Source organism: Moheibacter sp., from assembly GCF_049672845.1.
Classification (GTDB): domain Bacteria; phylum Bacteroidota; class Bacteroidia; order Flavobacteriales; family Weeksellaceae; genus Moheibacter.
Genome location: NZ_JBATWT010000012.1, coordinates 21,987 through 40,373, shown reverse-complemented (window position 1 = coordinate 40,373; position 18,387 = coordinate 21,987). Strand labels below are relative to the sequence as shown.

Here is an 18,387-nt window from a genome sequence, read left to right as displayed (position 1 = left end):
TTTGAATTTATAATTCAACCAGTTCTGAAATATGTCCGGCTTTTTTGATGAGTTTATTGTCTTTGTCAAGTAAAAGCAAGGTAGGTGTGGAAGTTATACCAAAGTCCATTACAGATTTTGTATCCCATTGTAAAAGGTCGGTATAGGAAATCCACTCAAAATCTTTTGTGGCTTCATTGTATGCGTTCTGGTCATAGTCAAGCGAAATACTTACAATCTCTCCTCCGGCATCTTTAAAATTTCGGTAGTATTCTTTAACGAACGGCATTTCATCATTACATGCAGGACACCATGAAGCCCAGAAAATCAGAATTTTCTTATCGGCTTTCACATCGTAAAGTGATTTTGCTCCTTTGATAGGTTTATCAAAAAGAATATTGGGCACCACACTGCCTATGCTTGTATTGTTGTGCGCAGTCAGAGAAGTTTTGAGTTCATCTGTCATTTCACAGGTAAGAGCATTTGCTTTTGCATAGTACTTTTCAAGAAGAGTGGGAAATTGTTCTGCAGGAAGAGCCAGGAAGACAGAAGACAATACATTTTGCCCACGTGGTGTTTCCAAATCAGTTTGGACTAATAAATTATCAATTTCTTTTTCCAGAGTGTTATTGATTTGTTCCTGAGAAGTCGAGCCAAATATTGAAGCACGAAGATAATCCAGTACAAGTTTGAACATAAACCCGGAACCTTCCAGGTAATTATTATCGTTAACCAATCGATTCAAGATGGTTTGCTTATGTACATCAGCAATCTGTTTGTTATCCAGTTGGATATTCGCGATTTCATTTATCGAAACATAATACTTCAGTAAAGGTAAATCTGTATTGGTTGTCAGGCCTCCTATACGATTTTCTTCTTTGAGCATAGCTTTATAGAATTCATCGTTTTCGGAATAAAGTGTTTTGATAATCGGAAATATATTGGCTTTCATATCCAAAAGACCTTCGTATGAACTATAATTTTGAAAAGCCTGGGCAGTTTTTCCTTCTTTGTATCGGATATTTGAAAAAGCATTGTTTTCAAACAAGGCGGTAAAGCTGACATTTTCATTATCGCTCAGCATATCGATGACTGCATATCGGGAAGCATCGGTAAGTCTTAGAATTCCACTGTATTTCTGAGGAATATTGACTGTAAATTTACCGTTATTATCGGTTTTCACTTTATTGATTAATACATCAGAAGGTCCTTTGAAGATTCTCACCATGATATCTTGTCCGGCATAATTCTGAATTTCACCTGAAACTTTGAATTGTGCGTTTAGTGAGAATGAAATACAGAGGAGCATAAATGCAGCAATTTTCTTCATATTTTATTTTTTGTCAAATATAAAAAACCCTTTCTGAGAGGAAAGGGTTTTTATGATTTATTAGTTATATATAATTAAACTTTAGCTAATTTCTTTTTACTCCACAAGAAGTAAGCTCCACAAAATACAGCTACCAGAATCAATACAATAACATACTGATCAACAGGAGTATCGGGCGTTCCAGGTGTAAAGGCATCTTCACCCTGGGTTGGGGGCGGTGGCACCTGTGCAAATAAATTAATCACAGGGATAAAAAGGCAAAGGAGGGCTAATATTGTATTTTTCATCAATTTAGAGTTTAAGGTTTCGTTTGGTCGATTATTTTATCAGTTTTTGTGTATATACTTCTCCGGTGTTGGTTTCTTCAAGTCTTACGACATATACTCCTTTTGGAAGTTCAATATTGAATTCAACTGAAGCATCTACATTACTATAGGACTGAATGTTTCTTCCTGTAAGATCATAAACTTTCACAATTGCATTATCCCAGCTTTCACCAAAACGTACTTTGTGTAAATCTCTGTCTTTGTAGATTATGGTAGAATTCAATGCAAACTCATCACCTATTTCTTTTTTGTTCAACTGAGGTCCCCCATTCCAGTACAACTGGTAGAAAGGTCTTTTTGAATTAGAAGCATGAGGCGTAATCAAATATGAAAAATCAGTTGTTACAGGCAATAGAACATCATTTGCTCCGTCATAGAAAAAGAATGAATTCCCGTCTGCATAGTTAACAGCCTCTTCTTCAAGCTTATTGAAAATAGTCTGGAAGAACAAGTCTGCTTTCAGGTAATAACTGTTCAAATCTCCCGATGCTCTGTTGAAGAACAATGGAATCGGTTTATTTATATAGTCTGTGTTTACAGCGTTGATATGCATTTTGGTAACAGAATTCTTAACTGATAATCCGGTTGGATTTTCCTGATCAAGGTAGAACCCGGTTCTTGAACCAAAATCATAATAATCAGCTTCAAGATCATTGGCTACTCCATTTGGTGTAAAGCTTGTAACAGCAACATAGACTGAATTTTCAGTTGGTGAACCATCTTGATTTTCCAGACGTAGTCCTAACTGATAGAAACGTTTTCTGGCACCTGTCCATACTTCCGACAAAGATCCAACAGCATCAGTATCTGTATCGATTTCGGTTCCGTTGGCAGCCATTTTATTGAATACATATCCGCTTCCCAATTGTCCCGGGATCATGCTGAATGTTTTCAGTTTATCACTGAATTCGAAGTTGGCGACACCTGCATCATCCTTTAAAACCACTACAAAAGGCTCGAATGGTCTTGCGATAAGCGCATCTGCAGAACCAGACCAAGCACCGGAAACGGCATCAAATTTAGCAACCTGCATACTTGAAGTATTCAAACCTACGCCGGCAGTCCATGTAGCACTTGTGCTTTTCACAACACCCAGAAGGTTACTGAAATAAACTCCGTCATCATAATTAGCTCCCCCGTTTGGCAAACCTATGTAAGCCAAATCGATGTTGGAAGTATAAGGATTTCCAAACTGGAAATAATATTTACCAAAATTTAAATTGTAATCAGGATCTGTAGCCGTTCTTGCCTTATCATCTATATAAGTGTGGTAACGCTCATTATGAGAGTTCAGCTGATTTTTCCATCCGTCCCAGTTAAGCGCGGGAAAATACATAGATGGATTCATAGCGCCTGAATGAAGACCATTTGCAGGGCGACCGTAATATTGTAATTTACCAGCTCCCGTCATCAGTCCTTTGATATTGGCACTGTTGTAAGTAAGGTTCAGGATTACATAGCTGATCGGTGAAATGCTGCTTGCATTGTTCAAATGGTCAAATTCCGGTTTGCTGACATTGTCCCAAACCATCATGGACGCATAATAACGATTTCCACCATTTGAGTAATTCGTTCCGAAAAGACCCTGCATAGCTTCCTGAGCGTCTGCATAAACAAAAGGAACAGCAAACTGACCCCAGTTGTAAGTTGCCGGATCAATTTTTCCTTTTTCCATAGAAAGATAACCGCTAGCAGAAGCCTGATTGATGATTACCTGACCATAATTTGTATTATCAGTCCATGTACTAACGAAATTAGCACCGGTTGAACCCGATACAGAATTCACATAATCCCCTTCAACCTTCACATTACCGGCATTTTCAAAAACGCCGTTTACAGGTGAAGAGACGGTCAGATTGTCTCCAAAATAAAATAAGGTGTTGGGCTGAACTTTAACTTTTGCAGTCCCGGTGATGTAAGCATCTTGTCCTTGAGCAATACCAAAAAACAGAGCAATACATACCGTCCAAATTAATTTGTAATTGTTTTTCATATGTTTATTTTAGGGTTGGTTTATTCCATTTCAAAACCTGGATGGTTAGGAAATTTGCTACAAATATATAATATTTTTTTTTTGTATTCAAAATTAACCGGTTTTTCGTACGTTATTTTTTGCATCTTTTCCGTCGATTTGATTTTCAATAATTTCGCGGGTCAGAACGAAAGTTTCCGGTAATTCATCAATGGTGTACATTAAATCTGTGAATATTTCTTCTGTAACTGAACGTAACCCCCTGGCTCCCAACCCTAACTGATCAGCCTTCTCCACAATCAAATCCAGTGCTTCATCTTTCACCTCCAGCTTCACACCATCCAGAGCAAATAATTTCTCATACTGTTTGATTAATGCATTTTTAGGCTCGGTAAGGATTCTTTTCATCGCAATATCGTCCAGTGGTGTAAGGTTAGCTATAATAGGCAACCTTCCGATAAGTTCAGGGATGAGTCCGAAGGATTTTAAATCCATCGCATTAACATCTCTTAACAATTCTCCGGAATATTTATTGTTTTCTTCATTTTTGAATCCGATGATATGGGTATTCAATCGGTTGGCAATATGTCTTTCAATTCCCGAAAAGGCTCCTCCCGCTATGAAAAGAATGTCTTTTGTGTTGACTTCCACAAATTTCTGATCAGGATGTTTGCGACCACCTTTTGGCGGAACATTTACAATGGTTCCTTCCAGAATTTTGAGCATAGCTTGTTGTACTCCTTCCCCTGAAACATCACGGGTGATGGAGGGATTATCGCTTTTTCTTGCTATTTTATCAATTTCATCAATGAAGACAATCCCTTTTTCAGCCAGTGCCACATCGTAATTAGCGTCCTGCAGTAATCGCGTCAAAATGCTTTCTACATCTTCCCCCACGTAACCTGCTTCTGTCAAAACAGTAGCATCTACAATGGCAAAGGGAACATTCAGCATGCGGGCAATGGTTTTAGCCAGAAGAGTTTTTCCGCTTCCGGTCTCACCTACCAAAATGACATTCGATTTGTCAATCTCTACTTCTCCTTCATCTTTGGACGGATTCAAGATTCTTTTGTAATGATTAAATACCGCCACAGACAATATTTTTTTTGCGTGGTCTTGTCCTATAATATAATTGTCCAGGAATTTCTTGATTTCACGCGGAGACTTCAAAGGCAAGGGATTTACAAGCTGACTTTGGTTTTTAAAAGCCACTTCCTCCTGCACTATTCCGTGCGCTTGTTCTATACACTGGTCACAAATATGTCCGTCTATTCCAGCTACAAGCAAACTAACCTCGCTTTTACCTCTTCCGCAAAATGAACATTTGTTTTCTTCCAATTTTCAAAAATTTAGGGTGTAAAGTTACGCATTTTGCGCAGTTTTCAGCTTGATTTTGATAGAGAAAACCAATTCGCCCATATTTTAGCAGGAATTATTCTCATCCATTCTTTATCATTTAAAAGAAATCCATAATGAAGCATCACGATGATTTCAAATTTCCACAAACCGAATTCATACATCATCGTAAAATGAATAATCAAAGAAAGCAGAATTGCAAAATATCTTGTTTTTTTCCAGATTACAAACGGAACGAAACTCAGCTGCTGGAGAATTATAAAATAATTAATTGATTTTGAGAGATATTCATTGGATATCAACGGATACCAGATACTGCTTTCAAATGATGGATATTGCGAAAAACTGTAAAAAACAGCAATCCCCTGTTGCCAGTCTTTATCGGTCATTTTGAAATAGGCATTATTAAGGTAAACCAGAAAAATATGGAGTACAATTGAACAGACGGCAAGTTTGGAAACATAATGATACTTTCCTTTTGTCTTCTGCAACGACAAATACCTGAAACTATCGGCAAAAGCAAAATAAAGCAAACTGAATTTCAGGATAATATCACCCCAGGTAAGCAAAGGCTGCGTCAGTTCCATCATGAAAAAATGAAAACAAAAAACCAGAAAGGCCGTGAAATTCCTGCCAAAACCCAAAATAAAGGCGATAAGAATCAAGCCATAAACAGAAAAGAAAACCGATGAGTTTGCAGCAAGAAATTTTATCAGTCCGGATTCGGATAAAAGCGAATTAAGCCCCGAATTAAATAGAATACCTGCCGATGGAACCGTTGAAATTAAATCCACCAGCAAAACCAATCCGATGAGAATTCTGAAAACGGACGGATAAATAGTTCTGTCAGTTGAGCAGAATTCTTTCACTGATTTAATTTTTGAGAGGTTGTGAAAAATATTTTATTTCCGATTCTATAAGTGAAATCTCCCTTGTATAAAGAATCGAATGGCAAAATCATAGGCTTTCGGGAAGCCGAAATCCAAACGCTGTCTGCGAAAATCTCCGGATTTTCGGCCAGATAAAGTTTCGGAAAATTTTTGAGGTTGTCAATGATTCCCATAAGTTCCTTTGATGAAACTGTCAATGAATCAAAATCATTTTTTTTATTCCGATAAACTTCATCATACAAGGATTTCTGGTAACGGAAATCCAGGATTTTGAGGGATCCGGAATATAGCTTTTCCTTTACGTAAGCAGATTTATTCTGATAAAATGGTTTATCGTATTCTTTATGAATGTATTCAGAAAATTTGATTTCCCTGATGAGTTCACCATCCCGAAAAAATTCATAAGAAACATCATAATTCGTATCAGTCACAGGTGCAAACATCCGGTAACCTGTGGGAATTGTATCTCTGAAACTGCTCTTTAAGTTATCTCCTGCAAAAAAGGTTACTCCATACACGCCTGCCCAATAAAGCAGAAAAAGTGTAAAAAGTAACCTTTTCGGGTTCATTATAAAATGATATTAAGTTCGCGGAGCCAATACTTCGTCTACCATTCCGTATTCTTTGGCTTCGGAAGAAGTCATCCAATAGTCGCGTTCTCCGTCTTTCTGAATTCTATCAAAGGACTGTCCGGAGTGATGTGCAATGATGTTGTACAATTCTTCTTTCAACATCAAAATCTGTTTCAGGGTAATTTCCATATCGGTTGCCTGCCCCTGTGCACCACCCAAGGGTTGATGAATCATCACACGTGAGTGTTTCAAAGCCGAACGTTTTCCGGCAGCGCCTGCACAAAGTAAAACCGCTCCCATAGAAGCTGCCATACCTGTACAGATTGTTGCTACATCTGGTTTTACAATCTGCATGGTGTCATAAATCCCCAATCCGGCATGAACACCACCTCCCGGAGAGTTGATGTAAATCTGAATATCTTTTGAAGCATCCACACTTTCAAGGAACAAAAGCTGCGCCTGAATGATATTGGCGATTTCATCGTTGATAGGCGTTCCCAAAAAAATGATTCGGTCCATCATCAACCTAGAAAAAACGTCCATTTGTGCAACGTTCAGTTTTCTTTCCTCTACGATATAAGGTGTCATGCTTTCCACATAACTATCCACGTGAAGACTATTGATTCCTTGATGTCCTATTGCGTATTTTTTAAATTCTTTTCCGTAATCCATATTTATTTTTTATAATTAAAGTCAATCATTCAAAAATAATACAAATCTTATTTTACTGACGAAATGTCAACTTTAATTTATTAATGTTCGTGATCATGGTCATGGTCGTGCGCATGATCGTGATTGTGATGTTGAGCATTTTTCTCTTCCATCAGTTTCACAAACTCATCAAATGTAAGCTTTTTCTCCTTCAGTTTCACATTGTCTTTGAATGCCTGCATCATTTTATCAGCAAATACCTGGTCTGCCATTCGCTGGAATTCCTGCTGGTTCTGAATAGATCCCTGAACGATTCTTTCCAAATCTTCTTCCGGCATATTGGCTTGTCCGTACATGGCCAATTGTTCTTTAATAATATTGCGCATTGCATTTTCCACGTCGGCATATTCGACTTTCAAATCGTATTTTTCAGCGATTTTGGATTCGATTAACTGATAACGCAATCCGTTTTCTTCTTTTTTCAACTGCTTGGCAGCTTCTTCTTCTGTTTCGATGTTTTCATTTGAGAAAACCAACCAGCGTGACAAAAATTCAGTCGGAAGATCAAATTTCGTTTCTTTGATTAATTCTTCCACCACTTCATTCATCATTTGTTTGTCCGTTTCACGTACGTACATTTTCTCGGCTTCTTCCTTGATTTTTTGACGGAATTCTTTTTCGTCTTTCACAGCTCCTTCCCCATAAACTTTGTCAAACAAACTTTGATCAACCGGCGAAGCTTCCATTGCGGTAATTTCAAGGATTTCAAATTGAAGTTCGCCTGTAAATTCTTTTGCTTTTTCAGGTGTCCAGCTAAGGATTTGCTCAAGGTTTAATGCGTCTTCGCTGATTTCTTTTGATTTCAAAACCACCAGATCACCGATTTTCTTTCCGATGAGTTTTTTTGGTTTTGCCAATTCATCCACAAAAAGATAGATTTCTTTTTCGCTTCCTTCCACTACATTTTTATCGGCATCCAATTCCTTCATCAGAACTTTCACGTTGGCCCCGTCTTCCACTTTTTCAAGTGTTTTCATGGTTCCGAAACGTTTGGAAAAATTATCAACGTATTTCTGAACTTCTTCTTCGTTTACTTCGATTTTATAAGTATCGGCTTTGATTTTGGTCAGATCCACATCAAATTCCGGAGCAAGCCCCAGTTCGAATTCAAAATTCAAAGTATCAGCGTCCCAATCCAGTGATTCATTCACTTTCGGAAGTGGATTTCCCAAGATGGAAATTTTTTCTTTCTGGATGAAATCATTAAGTCCCGTTTGTAAAAGTTGATTGACTTCATCAAAAATGATGCTTTTTTCAAATTGCTTTTTCACAAAGCTCATCGGCACCTGACCTTTTCTGAAACCTTTGATTGTAGCGTTTTTGCGGTAATTGTTCAGCGCTTTTTCTACTTTTTCTTTATAATCATCCTTTACAATTGTAACGGAAAGTACAGAATTTAAGTTGTCTATACTGTTTTGGGTAATGTTCATTTCTCTAAAAAATTTGGTTTGCAAAGGTAGGTATTTTAATAGAATTTATGAGTTTAGATTTAAGAATTTCAATTTGAGTTGGAATTGGTTGTATTATATTACGTAATTCCGGCAAATTAATTGACTGAAAACATGAATCAGGAATAAGACTGTGTTTGTATCTTTGTGCAAAATCAAAAAAGATGAGTTTAGAGAATAAAATCATGGATCAGATGAAAGAGGCGATGAAAAGCAAAAACCAGATTGCACTGGAAGCTTTGCGCGCTATCAAATCGGAAATCCTTTTGCTTAAAACTTCGGGAACAAATCAGGAAGTCTCCGATTCACAGGAAATTGCCTTGCTTCAAAAATTAATTAAACAAAGAAAAGAAGCAGCCGAACAATTCTCTGCCAACGGCAGAACGGAGCTGGCCGAAAAAGAAATCGCCCAAGCCAATGTCATTCAAGACTTTTTGCCTGCACAACTTTCAGAAGAGGAATTGGAAGCCAAACTAAAAGAAATCATCTCTAAATCAGGCGCTTCCAGCCCAGCAGATATGGGAAAAGTGATGGGAATGGCTTCTTCAGAACTGGCCGGAAAAGCAGAAGGAAAAATGATTGCTGAAACTGTGAAAAGACTATTAAACAGTTAATGAAAACATAATCAATCACAATAAATAGTTAATACTAGGTTAACCCCAACGCTCTGTTTGCAAATTAATTTTGCATACAAATTTGCTATATGAGGATTTTTAACACAGTATTATTTCTATTTGCTTTTGCTTCACTCAGTTTTGCCCAATCAAACGGAGTCATTTCCGGAAAAATAACGGAAAAAGAAGGGAATCTTTCTTTACCCGGTGCGGTAATTACATTGAGCGAAGGTAATCGCTACACGATTTCGAACCAAGATGGTTCGTACGAATTCTTAAATGTCCCATCAGGAAATTACGAAATCGAAGTTGATTATTTAGGGTATGAAATAACTTCCCAAACCATCACGGTAGTTGGGGGTGAAAATACGGTAGCGAACTTCGAACTAACGACCGAAACTGCAGTTTTATCGGAAGTCTTAATCCTAGGAGACCGACTAAAAGGTCAGGCAAAGGCACTCAACCAGCAAAAAAATAACCAAAACATTACCAACGTCATTTCTTCTGACCAAGTAGGGCGTTTTCCCGATGCAAACATCGGAGATGCTTTAAAACGTGTACCGGGAATTACGATGCAAAATGACCAAGGAGAAGCCCGAAATATCATCATCAGAGGCTTAGCTCCTAACTTAAATTCTGTTACGATAAACGGCGATAGAATCCCGTCTGCAGAAGGTGACAACCGAAACGTTCAGATGGATTTGATTCCGTCCGATATGATTTCGACCATCGAAGTAAACAAAACCCTTACTTCTGATATGGATGCCGATGCAATCGGTGGTTCAGTCAATCTCATTACCCGTGCTTCTCCAAACGGAGAAAGAATTTCCGCAACATTGGCCGGTGGTTATAATCCTATTCGTGAAAACGGAAACTATACAGCCGGACTGGTTTATGCTAACCGTTTTTTTGATGATAAATTCGGTTTCGTCTTAAGTGGTTCTTATAACAACAACAATTTCGGATCTGACAACGTTGAAGCTGTTTGGGTTCAGTATGAAGATGAGGACAACGAAGGGAAAAACCTGGATTATATAGAAGAAATGGACATCAGAAAATATGATGTTCAGCGGATCAGAAGAAGTGTAGCTCTGGCCTTGGACTATGAATTTAACTCCAACCATAAAATCTATTTCAACGGAATTTACAACTTCCGTGATGACCGTGAAAACCGCTTCCGGACTCGTTATAGAAACATCGAACCGATCTGGGACGGAGCAACCTTGGTTGGCTACGAAGGCGATGTACGCCGCCAGACTAAAGGTGGAATAGACAATAATAAAAACAAAAACACCCGTTTGGAAAGACAAATCGTTCAGAACTACGCTCTGGGTGGCGAGCATTTATTGGGCTCAAAAATCGATATGGATTGGTCGGCAAATTATGCAGTTGCCAGTGAAGACCGGCCAAACGAACGTTACATAGAATTTGAAAGCGAAGGATATGAATTTGAATCTGATTTGTCCAATTCAAGAAAGCCCTACTTACGGCCAATCGGAGAAGATATGAGTCATTATGAATTAAAAGAAATCTCTGAAAATCATGACTGGACTGAGGAAAAAGAATTTGGAGCAAAATTAAATTTCCGTGTTCCGCTTTCCATCATTTCAGACCAGAAAGGACGTTTGAGGTTTGGTGGTAGAGTTAGAATAAAAGAAAAAGAAAGAAATAATATTTGGACAGAATATTCGCCGGTTGATGATTTTGGAAGATTAAATGAGATTCCAAATGTTTTCTGGGATGGAAATAATTTTCAAGCCGGATCACAATACATTCCCGGCTATTTTGCAACGCCCGGATATTTAGGAAATTTGGATTTAACCAATCCTAATTTATTTGAAGGCGAACTGGTTCCTGCCGAATATTTGTCACAAAATTACAAAGCAAAAGAAAATATTTATGCCGGATATTTTCGTTGGGATCAGGACTTCAACACAAAATTGTCCATGATTTTAGGTTTGCGTGTAGAAAATACACAGATTGACTATACCGGAAATTATGTGCAAGATGAAGAGGACTTAATCGGTGAGGTAAATACTTCGCATGATTACACAAATATATTACCGAGCATCGCTTTTAAATACGACATCAAGAAAGATTTCATCATCCGTGCTGCTTTCACAACTTCGCTGGCAAGGCCGAACTATTACGCACTTGCTCCTTACGTTAGTTCATTTACAGAAGACATGGAACTGGCTGCCGGTAACCCAAATCTGGACGCAACCTACGCTTACAACTTCGATTTGATGGTGGAGAAATATTTCAAATCTGTAGGGATTCTATCGGGAGGTGTTTTCTATAAAAATTTGAACGATTTCATTTACACCTATAGTAACAACCGATATACAAGAGAGAATTTCGCCAATGATTTTCCCAATCAATTAAATCCAATTGATGCCGGTGACCAATGGAGTTTCGTTCAGCAAAGAAACGGTGACAACGTGGATGTATACGGATTCGAGGTGTCTTTACAAAGACAATTTGATTTCATTCCGGGAAAATTCTGGAAAGGTTTAGGGATTTATTTGAACTATACTTATACCCAATCAGATGCAAAGGGAATTACGAATGAAAGTGGCGAAGAAAGAACAGATGTAGAACTTCCGGGGACAGCTCCTCATATGTTCAACAGTTCTCTTTCTTGGGAAAACAATCGTTTTTCTGCCCGTGTTTCACTGAATTATTCATCCGATTATTTAGACGAATTAGGTGGAAGTGAATTTGAAGACAGATATTACGACGAACAATTATTTTTAGATGCCAATGCTTCGTATAAAATCACCAATAATTTCCGTGTATTTGCCGAAGCTAATAATTTAACCAACCAACCGCTTCGTTATTACCAAGGAATTGCAGATAGAACGATGCAGATGGAATATTACAGACCGAGATTTAATTTAGGTGTAAAATTTGACTTCTAAACATTATCAACATAACATTATCAACTCAAGCCGACAGATTTCTCTGCCGGCTTAAGTCATTAAAATTTCATTATGAAGAAAATACTCTTTAGCTTTATATTATTTACCACCTCTTTCCTATTTGCCCAAACTCCGTATGAATATGAAAAAAGCACAGGATATAGTGGAAGCGACATTCCCGGACTGAAATATGAAGAAGATAGTTTCAGTTTTCTGGTACTTGGAGATTTTGGACGTGTAGGCGATTATTACCAAAAAAACGTTGCGCGAGAAATGGGGAATGCAATGATCGTTTTGGATGCGGAATTCATCGTTTCAGTCGGGGATAATTTTTATCCGAACGGCGTAGCCAGCACACAGGATTATCATTGGAAATCTTCATTTGAAGAAATTTATACAAATCCTGCTTTGTATGCCGATTGGTATGTGGCTTTAGGAAATCATGATTACAGAGGAAATGTACAGGCTCAAATCGACTATTCAAACATCAGCCGTCGCTGGAATATGCCTGATCGCTATTACAGCAAAACATTTGAATTGGAAGATGGTGAAAAACTTTTATTGGTCGTAATGGACACCAATCCATTTATCGAAGGCTATCAGGAAGATCCGGAAAAATACGGTGACCTGCATAAACAAAACACAACGGATCAAATGAAATGGCTGACCGAAACTTTGGACACAAAAGATTCTTCTGTCAAATGGAAAATGGTCGTAGGGCATCATCCCTTGTATAGTGGAGGGAAAAGAAAAACCGATGAAGACACTTTAGTTTTTGAGAAAAAATTTGCAGATTTATTTGACCAATTAAAAGTCGATGCATACATCTGCGGTCACGAACATGATTTACAGATTATCCGACCAGAAGGCAGATATACAACCCAATTCCTTTCTGGTGCTGCAAGTGAAGTTCGTGCTTCCGGAAAAAGAGAAGGTACTGTCTTTTTTGCTGCTGAGCCGGGATTTATGAGTTTCTCCATCAAGGGAAATAAACTTTTAGTCCAAACCGTTAAAGCAGCAAATGACAAAGCCGAAATCCTTCACTCATTTGAAATAAAAAAATAATTGACCATGAAAAAAATAGCGTACCTGTTTAGTTTTTCCATTTTACTATTTTCCTGTGAAGATAAACTTGTTCCCGTTCTTCCAAATGCAGTAGAACCCGATGTAGTTACAGAACCAACACCACATGACACAGATGATCCTGCGATTTGGATACATCCCCAAGACGCTTCCAAAAGTTTGATTATCGGAACCGATAAAGAAGTTGGCGGTGGACTATATGCTTACGATCTGAATGGGAAAATCGTAAATAGTTTTCCTGATATGGCCCGTCCAAATAATGTGGACATTGCCTACGGATTAATCTTAAATGGAAAGAAAACCGACATCGCCGTTACAACCGAACGAAAAACACATAAAATCAGAATCTTCAGTTTACCCGATTTAAAACCAATTGATAACGGAGGAATTGAAGTTTTTGTCGGTGAAACCGGAGAAGATGAACGAGATGGAATGGGTTTAGCCCTCTACACCAAGAAAATCGATTCTTTATCAACTGAAATTCACGCCATCGTCGGTAGAAAAACTGGTCCTTCCGGAAGTTATTTATGGCAATATAAATTATCAGACGACGGAACAGGAAACCTAAATGGTGAGGTCATCCGAAAATTTGGATCCTATAGCGGTAAAAAAGAAATCGAAGCCATCGCTGTGGATAATGAATTAGGTTATGTTTATTATTCAGACGAAACAGCTGGCGTAAAGAAATACTACGCAGACCCGGAAAAAGGAAATAAGGAACTGGCCTTTTTTGGACAAAAAGATGCGAAACGTGATCATGAAGGAATTGCTATTTATAAAAAAGATGCTGCTACCGGATATATTTTGGTGTCGAACCAACAAAGAAATACTTTTTTGGTTTATCCCAGAGAAGGTGCAAATGGCAATCCAAATGAACATACTTTACTCGCCGAAATACCCGTTTCCACAATTGAGTGTGACGGAGCCGATGCTTCGAGCGTCAATTTCGGACCTAAATTCCCAAACGGAATCCTTGTAGCCATGAGCAATGGAATGGTTTTCCACATTTATGATTGGAATAAAATTCAGGAACTAATTGATGTTAATTATAAACCTTGAAAGGAATCAATTGTTAAAAAAATTAACAATTCTTAATTTTTTAACAGAAGTTTAACCCCATGAGGAAGTTCTTTATTTATAAGGGTTTGAGAGAAGTTTCAAGAGAATTTCAGTTGATACCCAGACCGCTGATTTTTCAGATTAGCGTGCCGTTGTACTTTTGCCGGAGCAAATCTGAAAATAAATAAAAATGAAATCAGTATTTACATTCGTATTACTAGTCGGATTTATTACATTCGGTGGAGCAGGGCTTTACAATGGAGCAACCTGGTTATCTGGAAGTGGAAAGGCTTCCTGGTACGGAGATAAATTCCATGGTAAATTGACTGCAAGCGGTGAAAAGTACGATATGCACGAATTCACAGCCGCGCACAAAACACTTCCTTTTGGAACTAAAGTAAAAATTACGAATCACAGAACCGGAAAATCTGTTGTGGTTGAAGTTAATGACAGAGGACCCTTTGTAAAATCACGTCAATTTGACCTAAGCAAAGCTGCGTTTGAAGAAATTGGAGACATAAACCGAGGTATTATGTCCATTGATTACGAAGTGGTTAATTAATATCTTAATATAAGATATATCAAGAAAGCTCCCGACTCAGGGAGCTTTTTTTGTACCTTTCATTTTGAAATCTTTTCCCTATGCCGGCGGACTATATTTTTTACACTCTTTCAGCTATTTTTATAATTCTGACGCTTCTGCCCTTTATCAAATCACCACATTGGACGATTCGGGTATGGGATTTTCCGCGGTTTCAGATTTTCTGTATCGTTTTAATGATTCTTATGTTTGCCGGATTTTTTGTGAAATTCGATTTCTGGCTCAAATGGGTAGCCCTGGCTTTGCTCTTCGCAACTCTTGTCTTTTTGTTTTGGTTTATTTATCCTTATTCGTTTTTTTCCAAAAAAATGTTGATTGATGAAACCGAAAACAATCCGGAACACCAAATCAAACTTCTGACGGTCAATGTGTATCAGGAAAATAAAAATTATAAAAAAGCAATCGAACGTATTTCTGAAGTTTCTCCCGACATTGTTTTTCTACTAGAAACCAATACCGAATGGAAAAAAGCCATGCAAGTTTTGAAAGAGGAATTTCCTTATTTCATTGAAGTTCCGAAGGAAAACACATACGGACTTCTTTTTTATTCGAAATTACCTATTCAAAATCAGGAAATTAATTACCTGATCGATGAAGAAATCCCTTCGATCGTTGCCGATTTAAAACTAAATGAAAAAACGGTCAGACTTTTTGGCATCCATCCGACGCCTCCTGTTCCGCAGGAAAATTCCGAAAGCACAGAACGTGACGCGGAAATTCTGATCGTAGGTAAAAAAGCCAAAGCCTTTAACGGACCGTCGATCGTTTTCGGAGATTTGAATGATGTTGCATGGAGCCATACCACCCGATTGTTTTTACGCATCAGCGAAATGCTCGATCCGCGCATCGGGCGTGGTATGTACAGCACTTTTCATGCGAAATATCCGCTTATGCGCTGGCCACTTGACCACTTTTTTGTGAGCAGTCACTTCCGTTTAATGGATTTAAAAGTCGAAAAAGGAATCGGCTCCGATCATTTCCCGATTAGCATTCATTTGTCTTTCAAATTTGAACTGAAAGAAAAGGAACTCGATGCGACAAAATCTGACCGTGAAGAAGCCAATGAAATAATTGAGGAAGCCCGATAATCAACTGAATTCAAAAAAGGAAAAATTCACATTTCCGTACTTCCGGGTTTGAATCAGGTTGGGATGGTCTTCAAACTTTATATTGGACGAATGTTCCAGAACCAGTTCTCCTTCTGGCTTCAGCCAGTCGTTGTCTCGAACAAACTCAATGATTTTATCATATTCTTCTTGTTCGAAGTGAAAAGGCGGATCGGCAAAAATCACATCAAAACTCCCTTGTGTATTTCGTTTCAGAAATTGGAACACATCATTTCGCAGAACTGAAACGACCTCTTCCAAATTCATAGATTTCACGGTTTCCGAAAGAAATTTGACACAGCCTGCGTCCTGATCCACCGAAAGAACCCGCTGGCTTCCACGCGAAGCAAATTCAAGTGAAATACTTCCGATTCCCGAAAATAAATCCAGCACAGAGATTTCGTCCAGATCATAATGATTATTGAGCACATTGAATAGCGCTTCTTTTGCGAAATCGGTTGTGGGACGAACCGGAAGATTGGCCGGAGCATTTATTTTTTTGCCTCTGAAAGAGCCTGAGATGATGCGCATTTTGATAAATTATGAAGTGTAAAGTTACCCAAAAACTCTTCGTCTTTAATGGCAGCGCTCATAAAACGCACATATTTTTTCAGAATCTGGAAGACTTTTGTGTTGGGAAGAAGTTCACCATAGCATTTAAGTTCCACTTTGTTGGTGTCCAAACCGAGTTGTTCCATCGCAAAAAGGGTAAAAAACAAAATATCTTCGCCGGTGGGCGTTTCAAATAGATTGTAAAAACGAATGCCTTGATTGGCTGTCACCAGAATTTCAAGCTGATGGTGAATCAGGTTTAAATAGACTGTTGGCCCCTCTGTCTTATCGACCGAATCCATCAAAACTTGTCCGGAATGCGTAAAAACAGGATTCCCATAAAGTTCTTTTAGCTTCTGAATCAATGCCGAGGAAGTTCCGTAAACAAAGCAGGAATCCTTTGCGGTAAAGCTTTTCAAAATCTGGTTGTCTTCAAATTCAGCTTCGGAAAAATTCAATAAAACTTCCGGATTTTCAGTTGAAAATTCTTGGGGAACCAAATTGAAAAACGATGAAACAAAAGCCACATAAACTTCATCGAAACTGCGTCTGAGACGAAGATTAATTTCCAGTTCTTTGATGATTTCGGTTTCCCAGCGATTGAGATGCGTAACTTTTATATGCGAAACTTTGGAAGCTTTTTCTGTTTGATCTTTCACAAGAAAAGAAAATCCTTCCCGATAAAAAATGAGATTTAATGACCTGATATGTTCACTTGATGCTGAAATGGCTTAAATTTTTGAGCGGTAAAGATAATTCATTCTCCGCGAATTTCATATTTTCAGAATTTTCATTGTAAATCAAATCAATTTGGCTTGTAAAATCAATTACAAATCACTGTTTATCTGATTGTTGTAATTATTCAAAATTCTTACAAGTCCAAAACAAAAGATTCTCTAATTGATTTAAGAATTTCGGAAAAACCTTTAAAATCATTCATTATGAGAAATTTAAAAATCATTTCGCTGAGTCTTTTATTTCTGTTCCTTCATTCCTGTAGTGAATATTCAGAATCTGCGGAAATGATGGAAGCAGCGGCAGAAGAATCCGCAGTTCCGGTCAGCTCCACTGCAGCAACATATCAGGACGAAGAGCGTCAGTTTGTGAGAACCGCCGATTTATCGATGGAAGTAAAAAATGTTTACAATTCCACCATGCGAATTGAATCAAAACTCGCGCAACTTGGCGGATTTGTTACCAACAGCCAGTTGGAAAGCCGTGTTCTCAGCAAGGAAAGTTTTGCAGTAAGTCAGGATAGCGCCATAGAAGTCAAGAAATACCGCGTCAGTAACCAGATGAGTTTGAGAATTCCCCAAAAAGAATTGGGTAATTTTCTGAATTCGCTTGGCGAAGAAATTGAATTTCTGCATTACCGAAATATTTCGGCCGATGATGTCAGCCTGAATTTTGCACTTGCCGACTTGGAAAACAATCGCTTGAATTCCACCCATGACAAACTTGAAAATGTTCAAAATAAAAATGGGAAAATTTCAGATAACCAGAATGTCGTAAATAATATGGACAGAAATCAGTCCGAAATCAACCATCAAAAAGTCGCCACCATGAAACTCAAAGATGATGTGGCTTACAGCAGTTTGACGCTTGCCATTTCAGAGAAAGAAAAAATTGCAGAAACCATCGTAATTAATCCGAAAACCTATGACGATAAATTCCGTCCGGGGTTTTGGTACCGTGCCGGAATTTCGGTTCAGGACGGATTTTATTTCTTCCAATCAGTTCTGGTGGCTGCACTTTACATTTGGCCGCTCTGGCTGATCGGAATTCTGCTTTTCTTCTTCATCAAATTTCAATTTAAAAAAACCGTTTAAAGTTAATTCTAAAACAATTAAAATCCCCGACTGAAATC

Annotated in this window: 17 protein-coding genes; 7 read left to right on the top strand and 10 right to left on the bottom strand. The window is 38.1% G+C overall.

Features of this window, described 5'->3' with window-relative positions; all coding sequences use genetic code 11:
• Positions 1-7: 7 nt before the first annotated feature.
• The 8 genes from WBF63_RS05990 to WBF63_RS05955 form a co-directional block, all read right to left on the bottom strand.
• Entirely contained in the window at positions 8-1,309 is a 1,302-nt protein-coding gene (locus WBF63_RS05990; RefSeq protein WP_424368801.1) for a TlpA family protein disulfide reductase, read from the bottom strand.
• A gap of 74 nt (positions 1,310-1,383) precedes the next feature.
• Positions 1,384-1,596, bottom strand: coding sequence for a hypothetical protein (locus WBF63_RS05985; RefSeq protein WP_424368800.1), 213 nt, complete (start codon positions 1,594-1,596; stop codon positions 1,384-1,386).
• Positions 1,597-1,627: 31 nt separating this feature from the next.
• Entirely contained in the window at positions 1,628-3,628 is a 2,001-nt protein-coding gene (locus WBF63_RS05980; protein ID WP_424368799.1) for a T9SS type A sorting domain-containing protein, read from the bottom strand.
• Positions 3,629-3,721: 93 nt separating this feature from the next.
• Positions 3,722-4,945 (bottom strand): ATP-dependent Clp protease ATP-binding subunit ClpX, encoded by a 1,224-nt coding sequence (gene clpX, locus WBF63_RS05975; RefSeq protein ID WP_424368798.1) that lies wholly within the window; start codon positions 4,943-4,945, stop codon positions 3,722-3,724.
• A 44-nt stretch (positions 4,946-4,989) separates the two neighbouring features.
• Complete coding sequence (locus tag WBF63_RS05970; RefSeq protein WP_424368797.1) at positions 4,990-5,832, bottom strand: hypothetical protein; 843 nt, start codon at positions 5,830-5,832, stop codon at positions 4,990-4,992.
• Entirely contained in the window at positions 5,829-6,422 is a 594-nt protein-coding gene (locus WBF63_RS05965; RefSeq protein ID WP_424368796.1) for a hypothetical protein, read from the bottom strand. Before WBF63_RS05965 ends, WBF63_RS05970 begins: the two co-directional genes overlap by 4 nt.
• A 12-nt stretch (positions 6,423-6,434) precedes the next feature.
• Complete coding sequence (clpP, locus tag WBF63_RS05960; RefSeq protein ID WP_424368795.1) at positions 6,435-7,097, bottom strand: ATP-dependent Clp endopeptidase proteolytic subunit ClpP; 663 nt, start codon at positions 7,095-7,097, stop codon at positions 6,435-6,437.
• A gap of 80 nt (positions 7,098-7,177) precedes the next feature.
• Complete coding sequence (locus tag WBF63_RS05955) at positions 7,178-8,566, bottom strand: trigger factor (protein WP_424368794.1); 1,389 nt, start codon at positions 8,564-8,566, stop codon at positions 7,178-7,180.
• 182 nt (positions 8,567-8,748) lie between these two features.
• Here WBF63_RS05955 and WBF63_RS05950 point away from each other — a divergent pair, with 182 nt between their 5' ends.
• From WBF63_RS05950 to WBF63_RS05925, 6 genes are all read left to right on the top strand, one after another.
• A complete protein-coding gene (locus WBF63_RS05950; RefSeq protein ID WP_424368793.1) occupies positions 8,749-9,198 on the top strand; it encodes a GatB/YqeY domain-containing protein in 450 nt (149 codons plus the stop codon).
• Positions 9,199-9,287: 89 nt separating this feature from the next.
• Complete coding sequence (locus tag WBF63_RS05945) at positions 9,288-12,119, top strand: TonB-dependent receptor (RefSeq protein ID WP_424368792.1); 2,832 nt, start codon at positions 9,288-9,290, stop codon at positions 12,117-12,119.
• A gap of 72 nt (positions 12,120-12,191) precedes the next feature.
• A complete protein-coding gene (locus tag WBF63_RS05940) occupies positions 12,192-13,184 on the top strand; it encodes a metallophosphoesterase (protein WP_424368791.1) in 993 nt (330 codons plus the stop codon).
• A 6-nt stretch (positions 13,185-13,190) separates the two neighbouring features.
• Complete coding sequence (locus WBF63_RS05935) at positions 13,191-14,261, top strand: phytase (RefSeq protein WP_424368790.1); 1,071 nt, start codon at positions 13,191-13,193, stop codon at positions 14,259-14,261.
• A 190-nt stretch (positions 14,262-14,451) separates the two neighbouring features.
• Entirely contained in the window at positions 14,452-14,823 is a 372-nt protein-coding gene (locus tag WBF63_RS05930) for a septal ring lytic transglycosylase RlpA family protein (protein ID WP_424368789.1), read from the top strand.
• A gap of 80 nt (positions 14,824-14,903) precedes the next feature.
• Positions 14,904-15,950: an endonuclease/exonuclease/phosphatase family protein gene (locus tag WBF63_RS05925; RefSeq protein WP_424368788.1), complete on the top strand. Its 1,047-nt coding sequence runs from the start codon at positions 14,904-14,906 to the stop codon at positions 15,948-15,950.
• Here WBF63_RS05925 and rsmD read toward each other — a convergent pair whose 3' ends face one another.
• Together rsmD and WBF63_RS05915 are read right to left on the bottom strand one after the other, a co-directional pair.
• Positions 15,951-16,499 (bottom strand): 16S rRNA (guanine(966)-N(2))-methyltransferase RsmD, encoded by a 549-nt coding sequence (rsmD, locus tag WBF63_RS05920; RefSeq protein ID WP_424368787.1) that lies wholly within the window; start codon positions 16,497-16,499, stop codon positions 15,951-15,953.
• On the bottom strand, positions 16,460-17,209 hold the full coding sequence (locus WBF63_RS05915; protein ID WP_424368920.1) for a DUF3822 family protein: 750 nt from the start codon (positions 17,207-17,209) through the stop codon (positions 16,460-16,462). Before WBF63_RS05915 ends, rsmD begins: the two co-directional genes overlap by 40 nt.
• A 252-nt stretch (positions 17,210-17,461) precedes the next feature.
• On the opposite strand from WBF63_RS05915, the gene WBF63_RS05910 reads away from it, so the two are divergent.
• Positions 17,462-18,349 (top strand): DUF4349 domain-containing protein, encoded by an 888-nt coding sequence (locus tag WBF63_RS05910; RefSeq protein WP_424368786.1) that lies wholly within the window; start codon positions 17,462-17,464, stop codon positions 18,347-18,349.
• The last annotated feature ends 38 nt before the right edge of the window (positions 18,350-18,387 follow it).

Excerpts from the sequence above, each read along its gene's own strand:
- WBF63_RS05990 (WP_424368801.1), bottom strand. The coding sequence starts at position 1,309 with ATGAAGAAAATTGCTGCATTTATGCTCCTCTGTATTTCATTCTCACTA.
- WBF63_RS05985 (WP_424368800.1), bottom strand. The coding sequence starts at position 1,596 with ATGAAAAATACAATATTAGCCCTCCTTTGCCTTTTTATCCCTGTGATT.
- WBF63_RS05980 (WP_424368799.1), bottom strand. The coding sequence starts at position 3,628 with ATGAAAAACAATTACAAATTAATTTGGACGGTATGTATTGCTCTGTTT.
- WBF63_RS05965 (WP_424368796.1), bottom strand. The coding sequence starts at position 6,422 with ATGAACCCGAAAAGGTTACTTTTTACACTTTTTCTGCTTTATTGGGCA.
- clpP (WP_424368795.1), bottom strand. The coding sequence starts at position 7,097 with ATGGATTACGGAAAAGAATTTAAAAAATACGCAATAGGACATCAAGGA.
- WBF63_RS05955 (WP_424368794.1), bottom strand. The coding sequence starts at position 8,566 with ATGAACATTACCCAAAACAGTATAGACAACTTAAATTCTGTACTTTCC.
- WBF63_RS05950 (WP_424368793.1), top strand. The coding sequence starts at position 8,749 with ATGAGTTTAGAGAATAAAATCATGGATCAGATGAAAGAGGCGATGAAA.
- WBF63_RS05945 (WP_424368792.1), top strand. The coding sequence starts at position 9,288 with ATGAGGATTTTTAACACAGTATTATTTCTATTTGCTTTTGCTTCACTC.
- WBF63_RS05940 (WP_424368791.1), top strand. The coding sequence starts at position 12,192 with ATGAAGAAAATACTCTTTAGCTTTATATTATTTACCACCTCTTTCCTA.
- WBF63_RS05935 (WP_424368790.1), top strand. The coding sequence starts at position 13,191 with ATGAAAAAAATAGCGTACCTGTTTAGTTTTTCCATTTTACTATTTTCC.
- WBF63_RS05930 (WP_424368789.1), top strand. The coding sequence starts at position 14,452 with ATGAAATCAGTATTTACATTCGTATTACTAGTCGGATTTATTACATTC.
- WBF63_RS05925 (WP_424368788.1), top strand. The coding sequence starts at position 14,904 with ATGCCGGCGGACTATATTTTTTACACTCTTTCAGCTATTTTTATAATT.
- rsmD (WP_424368787.1), bottom strand. The coding sequence starts at position 16,499 with ATGCGCATCATCTCAGGCTCTTTCAGAGGCAAAAAAATAAATGCTCCG.
- WBF63_RS05910 (WP_424368786.1), top strand. The coding sequence starts at position 17,462 with ATGAGAAATTTAAAAATCATTTCGCTGAGTCTTTTATTTCTGTTCCTT.